The 8,082-nt window shown below is 61.6% G+C and carries 6 protein-coding genes; 1 reads left to right on the forward strand and 5 read right to left on the reverse strand.

Going from position 1 to position 8,082, the window contains the following annotated elements; translation table 11 throughout:
• Positions 1 to 193 precede the first annotated feature (193 nt).
• Positions 194 to 1,942 (forward strand): ABC transporter ATP-binding protein/permease, encoded by a 1,749-nt coding sequence (locus ACOZK4_RS09755; protein WP_421591728.1) that lies wholly within the window; start codon positions 194 to 196, stop codon positions 1,940 to 1,942.
• On the opposite strand, the gene ACOZK4_RS09760 is transcribed toward ACOZK4_RS09755, so the two are convergent.
• The 5 genes from ACOZK4_RS09760 to ACOZK4_RS09780 all read right to left on the reverse strand — a co-directional run.
• Positions 1,921 to 3,417, reverse strand: a complete 1,497-nt coding sequence (locus tag ACOZK4_RS09760; RefSeq protein ID WP_421591729.1) for a mercuric reductase — start codon at positions 3,415 to 3,417, stop codon at positions 1,921 to 1,923. The genes ACOZK4_RS09755 and ACOZK4_RS09760 overlap by 22 nt on opposite strands.
• A 2-nt stretch (positions 3,418 to 3,419) precedes the next feature.
• A complete protein-coding gene (locus ACOZK4_RS09765) occupies positions 3,420 to 4,706 on the reverse strand; it encodes a glucoamylase family protein (protein WP_421591730.1) in 1,287 nt (428 codons plus the stop codon).
• 240 nt (positions 4,707 to 4,946) lie between these two features.
• Entirely contained in the window at positions 4,947 to 5,654 is a 708-nt protein-coding gene (locus ACOZK4_RS09770; RefSeq protein ID WP_421591731.1) for an ROK family protein, read from the reverse strand.
• Positions 5,655 to 5,871: 217 nt separating this feature from the next.
• Entirely contained in the window at positions 5,872 to 6,888 is a 1,017-nt protein-coding gene (gnd, locus tag ACOZK4_RS09775) for a phosphogluconate dehydrogenase (NAD(+)-dependent, decarboxylating) (RefSeq protein ID WP_313531514.1), read from the reverse strand.
• A 30-nt stretch (positions 6,889 to 6,918) separates the two neighbouring features.
• Positions 6,919 to 8,082 (reverse strand): glycoside hydrolase family 15 protein (locus ACOZK4_RS09780; protein ID WP_421591732.1); only part of this gene is annotated, 1,164 nt, incomplete at its 5' end.

The following is an 8,082-nucleotide window of genomic DNA, read 5'->3' on the forward strand; positions in this document are numbered from 1 at the left end:
AGCTTAATTGCCTTCGGAAATAAGATCAAATACCAACCTCCAGTTGCACGATAGTTCCCAATAGTACGAGAAGTTCCGTCTGGTTTACGCTAGAGGATTAAAATAAGACTATGGGCGGTATCGGCATCGCGTTATCGGCTACGCCGAACGATACCGGGCTGACACGCAAAGTCCTCGATCATCCCGAGCATTCATGGCTGCTCTGAACCAAATTCGCGAAGGTGCGGGAGAACCGCAACAGCGTCAATATATGGCGACAATCGCGGCAGCACTCAGCGGTTCGCCGCTTCGTGGCATACTCGTTGTGCTTGCCGTGGGCGTGCTAGTGGTTATTCTTGCCACTGCTTACGGGCAGATAGTTCTCAATCGCTGGAACCGGCCCTTCTATGATGCGCTCCAGGAGCGCAATATGGCTGCCTTGCTGGCCCAATTGCTGGTCTTCTTCGAGATCGCCGGCGGGCTGCTCATTCTCAATGTTGTGCAACTATGGCTCAACCAGATGCTGCACCTGAAGCTCAGAGAGGCGTTAACGCGGGACATGATTGACGAATGGCTTCGTCCCGGGCGCGCCTTTCACCTGGCGCGGCGGGGGCAGATCGGCGTCAATCCCGACCAGCGGTTGCATGAGGACGCGCACCATCTGTGCGATTTGTCGGTGGATCTCGGCGTCGGCCTGCTGCAGGCGGGGGTTCTCCTTGCAAGCTTCGTCGGCGTCCTGTGGGCACTGTCCTCCGGTTTCGTCTTTCATCTGTGGGGGGCCGCCTTCCAGATACCGGGCTACATGGTCTGGGCGGCAATCCTCTATTCCGGCACGGCCTCCTGGCTAAGTTGGATGGTCGGCCGCCCGCTGGTCGCCCTTAACGGAGACCGTTACGCGCGGGAGGCGGATTTGCGCTATTCTCTGGTGCGTGTGAACGAGCAGATCGATGCGATCTCCGTTTCATCCGGCGAAACCGACGAGGCCCAACGGCTTCAGGGCGACCTCAGCGCCGTCATCGCCGCGACGCGCCGGATCGTTTCAGCGACGGTACGCCTTGCCTGGGTTACCTCCGGCTACGGCTGGGTGACCATTGTCGCGCCGATAATCATCGCCGCGCCGGTTTATTTCGGTGGAGAAATGACGTTTGGCGGGCTGATGATGGCAGTAGGCGCCTTTAACCAGCTCCACGCCTCGCTGCGATGGTTCGTCGACAATATCGGCTCCATCGCCGACTGGCGCGCGACCTTGCTTCGTGTTGCCGCGTTTCGGATCGCGCTCCTCGACGCTGAGGTTGCCGACGGTGGGGTCGATCGCATCGTCTTCGTCCGATCGTCAGAACCTGTCATCGTGCTTGACGGGCTGGAAATGGACGTGCCGTCCGGGACGGTGCGGCTCTCGGAGCCGCAGGTGATGGTCAACGCCGGCGAGCGCGTGTTGGTTACTGGTTTGATGGGAGCCGGCAAGACACTTCTGACACACACTATTGCCGGGCTGTGGAGCCGGGGCAGGGGCAGCGTCCGCTTGCCACGCGACGGCAGCGTCGCTTTTTTGGTGCGAGAGCCTTACCTGCCTTCCGGCACGCTACGCGCGGCTCTGTGCTATCCGCGCAACGCCGATGCCTATTCGACCGGGGAGATCGAAGACTGCCTGCGGCGGACGGGACTGCAGCGCCTGTCCCTGTCGCTGGACCGCAGCGCGCGCTGGGAACATGAATTTGGCAACGACCAGCGCCGGATGCTGAGCGTTGTTCAGGTGCTACTCCACCGCCCCGGCTGGATCGTGATAGACGATATCGAAGACCTGACGGTCGGCGATGATGGCGAAAGGGTCGTTTCCTTGTTGCAGAACGAACTGGCAGACGCGGCCGTCCTCGCGATGGGAACAGGGGAAGGGCAAGGCAGCCTCTTCACGCATATCCTTCGCCTGCTGCCAGGGCTCGATCAAGCCGATGGCTTGCGCTGAACCGTTCCATCGACATCGCGCCTGTAGGCTTGCGCAGCGTGCATGAGCGCACCGGACTGGGCCGGGTAGGTGTGGACCACCTCGGCCAGCGCCGCCATGCCGATGCCTGTACTCATGACGACGGCCATTTCATTGATCAATTCGCTCGCCCGCGAGGCGACGATGGTTGCGCCGAGAATTCTATCGCTGCCTTCGGCGACGTGGATTTTCACGAAGCCGGTCTCCTGCCCATCCGTAATGGCGCGATCGACGTCGCTCAGCATCACGGTATAGCTCTTGATCGGAATGGATTGCCGACGAGCCTGCCAGACCTGAAGGCCGATATGGGCTATCTCTGGATCGCAGAAGGTGCACCAGGGGATGACCGAACCGTCGTACCGCTGTCCGGCCTGCTGCAGCGCGTTGCGCACCGCCGTGCGGGCCGAGAATTGCGCCGCGTTGGTGAATTTCAGCGCCAAGCATACGTCGCCAGCGGCATAGATGTCGGGATTCGTACTGCACAGCAAATCGTCAACCTGGATGCCCCGTCCCGGTTTGAAGACGATGCCCGCTGCTGCCGGATCGAGTTCTTCGACGTTGGGGACCCGGCCTGTGCAGACGAGAATTTCATCAGCTTCGATCTCGCCCCGCACTTCGTTGTTGAGAGTCTCCAGAACCTTGACGTCCCCCTCACGCCGCGCCCCGACGACGGCGGTGTTCAGGCGAATCTCCATGCCATCGCGGGCCATCGACCAAGACAGGATTTCGGCGGCGTCGCGCTCCTCTCGAGGGAGAAATTGGGGATCGTTCTGCACGATCGTTACATGCACACCAAGCCGGCATAAAGCCTGTGCCAGTTCGCAGCCGAGCGGTCCTCCCCCCATGACCGCAAGGCGCTTCGGCAGGGTCGTGATGTCGAAGATGCTGGCGCTCGTAAGGTAGCCGGTCTGTTCAAGGCCAGGGACAACAGGGATCCGCGGCCGGGCACCCGTCGCGATGAGAGCTTTCCTGAAGGCAAGCTGCGTTTCGTTGAAGACAAGCGTATGCGGGCCTGTAAAACGAGCGACACCGAAAAAGATGTCGGCGCCAAGTGCGGCAAGCTCATGAACCGAGTGATAGACCGCGACACGCGTTCGGATACGGCGCATGCGTGCAATCGCCTCGCCGAAATCGAGCGGGAGATCGTTCGGCAGTGGTGCGCCGAAGGCGTCGGCCTCGCGCATCCCGTCCTGGACCTGAGCCGTTCGGATGATCGCCTTCGATGGCACGGACCCGGCATTCAGCGAGTTTCCCCCCAAATGGGCACGCTCGACGAGCGCAACGGAAAAGCCGCGCCGCGCCGCCCATTCCGCCGCCTCGAGCCCCGCCGGCCCCGCGCCGACGATCACCAGATCATAGATGGCCTTCGGCTCCGGATCGCGCCAGTCCGGCGGCCGCACGCGCCGTAGGAAGAGAGCGTCATCATCGGGCCAAGCCCGCGGTTTAATCGGTTGCATGTCTATAACCATCCGCCTTCGAACCCGGCTCGCGTAAGACCGTCGCGTATGTATCCACAACCGCGCATGATCTCCCAGATCAGGCCGGTCCGGTGATTTTCGAGCGACATGGCAAGAAGACCCTGGTCGAGCCCGTACCAACCCTCTGACAACCATCCACCCGCATCCCTGCTCAGCGTCGGGTTGAAGCCGCTGGAGAACCTGTCCTTGGAGCAAACCTGCGGATAGCATTCGAGAAGGCGGCGCGTGCCGGAAAGCGCCGCCTCCGGCGAAAAGGGCAGAGTCGCGAGCATCGCCCACGGAGAGATCGTGCCGTCGTCTGGGCCGTAGGGTACGCCACGCGACATGTAGCCAAAGAACCGGCGGTCCCACCCGCTCTGACGCAATGCTGCGACCGATGGTCCGTCTCCTGCCGTCACGCCCCAGAAATCGCGGCTATAGCCCGCGAAAGCGTAAGGATTGCGCTCGCAGTATTCACGCTGGATAGCGATCGCGCTTTTGGTATTCTCGAAATAATCGCTGTTCTTCTCGCGCATGAAAGCGTCGCGGATACCGCGGAAGTCGATCCACGCATGCGAAAACAGATGCGTGAAGAGCGGGCCGGAATAGAGCACGTTCCGGTCCATGAGGTTCTCCCACTGATAGGTGAGGCTCCATGTCTCATAGCAGCGGGCCGCCAGCGGAAAGGTCGGCGACCCGAGCCCGAGGACATAAAGGATCAGCGCCTCGTTGTAGCCCTCCCAGCCATAGTGGAGAAACCCGCATTCGGGTTTCCACCCTTGCGAAAGGCCGGAAGTACCATTTTGCGCCCAGTGCCAATCAACACGACGATAGAGCGCATCGGCATGATCGCGGATTTCATTTTCCTCGCCGCCGCGGTCGAAATAGCCGGCCGCCACCAGCACACCGGCCATGAGCAGCGCGGTATCGATGAGCGACAGTTCGCACTGCCAGACGCGCCTACCGGTCTTCATATCGAGAAAATGATAGAAGAAACCCTTGTAACCCGTGGCGTCGGGCGCCTCGCTTTGGGAGGCATCATGCAGGAACCGCAGCACCCGCAGCGTCCGGTCGACGGCCTGCGCGCGCGACAGCCAGCCGTTTTGCACCGCGACGGGATAGGCCGACAAGGCAAGGCCGACCACCGCAATGCTGCAGGGTGAGCCGGGACGCGACGTATCCGCGACAAGGCCTGTGTGCTCGTCGGCATAGTCTATCAGATAAGAGAAGGCCGCCCGTTGGAGCCGAAGGACCAGCGCAGCGTCCGAAAGTCTCCGAAAGCCGCTCATCAAGCCTTTCCCGTAGTGGAATGGAAACGGCCGATCACGGGGCGTGAGGCCTCGAAGTTCGCCATATCAACAATGCTTCTGGACGCAACCTAGCCTGCCTCAACCTGTTTTCAAGCCATTCGTTCTCGATGAAACGACCTCGGAGCGGTCCCGCTTTTGTCCCAAAGGCGAACGCACTCTATCTCTTTTTGCTGACGCAATCCTAGGCGCTGTACTGTTTCGCACTTTGCTGGAATTGCACTAGGCAAAGACAATCTTGTCCTGCCAGAGTCGGAAGCCGCCTTCGAAGGCGTGGAGGTTGCCGCCGCGCCGACAGCTCTTCGGCAACTCGTCCAGCATTTCGATGTTGCCGCCGCCGATGACGATATAGTCGGGGAGCATGGCGGCTTGCAGCTTTTCGACGACGTCGAATACGCTTGCGCGCCATTTTTTCTTGCCGCGACGCCTGAGACCGGCCTCGCCGACATAGTCTTCGAAGCTGCGGCTCTTGCGATAGGGCATATGGGCGAGTTCCAGCGGATGCGCGACGTTCTCCAGAACCAAGGCTGCTCCGAGCCCCGTGCCGAGCCCAAGGAACAACATGCGTCCGCCGCTATAACTGCCGATGGCCTGCATCAGCGCATCGTTGACGAGTTTTGCGGGTTTGCCGAAGCTGGCCGCGAAATCGGCGTCAAGCCAGCCCTTTCCAAGATGCACCGGTTCCAGAAGCGCCCTGTTGGTACGGGTCGGCCCCGGAAAACCGATCGACACAACGTCGTAGTAAAGCCCTGATGCGAGGGTCTTCACGGCATCGACCATCTGGTTTGCCGTCATCTTCGGCCCGGAATCCATCCGCAAGGGCTTTGCATCCGGTGCGCTCGTCAGGATTTTCACGTGCGAGCCGCCAATGTCCACGGCCAGAACGATCGTCTGGTTTTCCGGCGGAACGTTTGGACATTGTTTTGACATTGGTTCTCCATCGCTCATTTGTACGGCCCCGACCTAGGCGTTTACAGGTGCGAACTTCGCCGTCGCCCCGGTCGGCCCCCAGGTGCGCGGCCGGTAGATGTGCGATGCGGAGGTATCGTCAAGGACGCGAACGAGAAAGCACCAGGCGATTCCGCTGGCATCTTGCGCGCTGTCGGATCTGGTTTCGGTCACGTTCGCTTCCTCGGTTCAAGAACGCTCATTTGCCGGTTTTCGGCTTCTCATGGTGACCACCGAAGGCGAAGCGCATGGCTGACAGGAGCTTGTCGGCGTAGAGTGATTCGCCCTGCGAATTGAACCGCTGGAACAGCGCTGACGACAGGACCGGCACGGGAATGCCTGTATCGATCGCCGCCTTTAGCGTCCAGCGTCCTTCGCCGGAATCGGAAACCCTGCCGCCGTAGGCCGAAAGCTCCGGGTCCTGTTTCAGGGCATCGGCCGTCAGGTCGAGCAGCCAGGAACTGATGACACTGCCATGCCGCCAGACTTCCGATACCGCCGCCAGGTCGATGTCGAACTTATAATATTGCGGGGTTGGCAGTGGGCTGGTTTCGGCATCGGCATCACGCAACCTGTTGCCCGCATTGGCGGCCTTCAGGATGCTCATGCCCTCGGCATAGGCCGCCATCATGCCGTATTCAATGCCGTTATGGACCATCTTGACGAAATGGCCGGAACCGCTCGGGCCGCAGTGGAGATAACCCTGGTGCGCCGTGCGCATGCCTTCGCTGACAACCGGCGCCGCGGCCGCATTGCCCGGAGCCAAGGTCGCAAACACCGGATCGAGATGATGTACGGCCGCGTCCGGACCGCCGATCATCAGGCAATAACCACGCTCCAGGCCCCACACGCCGCCGCTCGTACCGACATCGACATAGTCGATACCCTTGGCTCGCAGCTGTTCGGCCTTGTCAACATCGTCGTGATAGTGGGAATTGCCGCCGTCGATGATGATGTCGCCAGCCTCCATCAAGGCGGCGAGCTTGTCGACATTTGCACCGGTGATCGCCGCAGGCAACATCAGCCAGGCGCAGGCCGGCTTCCTGAGCTTGGCGACGAATTCCTCCATCGAGGCGGTGCCGGTGGCACCTTCGGCGACGAGAGCCGCGACGCTCGCAGGGTTGATGTCATAGACGACGCACTCATGGCCGTCCTGCAAAAGGCGCCGCACCATATTCGCGCCCATCCTGCCAAGTCCCATCATTCCGATCTGCATAACGTGTCCTTTCGACGAAGCTGAGTTTCTTCAAGGCATGTCCGGCGGGACGACCGCGACGGAAAAGTCGATATTTTCCCAATTGCCACCGTCCGGCCAGAAGAAGGTGAACATGATGGTCTGTCCAGATTTCAGATCCCCGACCGGCAGGTCGAGCAGGTGGACGGCGAAGTCGTTTGCGCGGGTGGCATCGTCATGGCTGTTGGCCCAGCCGTCCGTGCTCCAGTGCACTATGGCGTGCGCCGGCAACTCCAGCCGCAGCGTCTTTCCCGCCGGCATGGACCGGATCTTATTGTTGAAGCGCCAGGTCCGCAGCGTTGAACCGGTCTTGTCGGCGATATAACGCTTCGGCCCTTGCGGCGGCATGTCGAAAACGGCGTCGTCGCGCAGCGAGCGCAGCAGCTTGATATATTCCGCATGCGCCCACACGAGCGGCATGGCGCTTCCCGTCGGGCCGCCACGCAGAAGTTCCAGATCCGTCAGGTCGTCACCATCCCAAACCTGCTCCGGCAACAGGCCGCCGTGTCCCGCACAGGCCTCGAAGGTGGCGAGCAGGCTTTCGGCGCTTTGTCTGCGCCCCGCCGCCAGTTCGTAGTGGGCGCGCTCACCCACCAGCAGCGGCCACGGCCGGCCCTTTCCTGTGCCGTCGAAGGGGGCGCCGTTTTCGTGCTCGCCGTAGCCGTCCTCAGTGTAGCGGTACCAGACCGGGCCTTGCGGCAGGTCGCAGCGCAGATGCGCATCGATGACCTTGACCGTATTGACGATGCGCGGGTCGTCCGCCGATCTCAGACCGAAGCGGACGAGCGCGAGCGCATCGGGGCTGACGATCTGTTCAACAAACCGGTCCGTATCGCCAGGCGGCCGGTTCTTGATCGGCACGTATCCGCGGGAGGCGGACGAGGCTTCGGCGATATCCCGAGGTGCGATACGCACGTAGTAGCCGTCGATGCCGAGAGCGGTCGCGATATCCGTGCCGTTCACATAGGTCCAGCGCTCGACTTGGTCGTTCCAGGCGTCGGCGGTCTCGCGCAGATACGTCGCCATGGCGGGTTTGCCGCAATCCTCCAGAAAATCGGCAGCGGCGAGCAGCGCGGCAATCTCTACCGCCAGCGTGAAGGGCGAATATCCCGCATCCTCCTCCCACCGGTCCTCGCCGGTAATCGGGCCGTTGCGGGCGATGTAGCCGGCCGCGCC

The sequence above is a fragment of the Shinella sp. M27 genome, assembly GCF_049199905.1.
Taxonomy (GTDB): domain Bacteria; phylum Pseudomonadota; class Alphaproteobacteria; order Rhizobiales; family Rhizobiaceae; genus Shinella.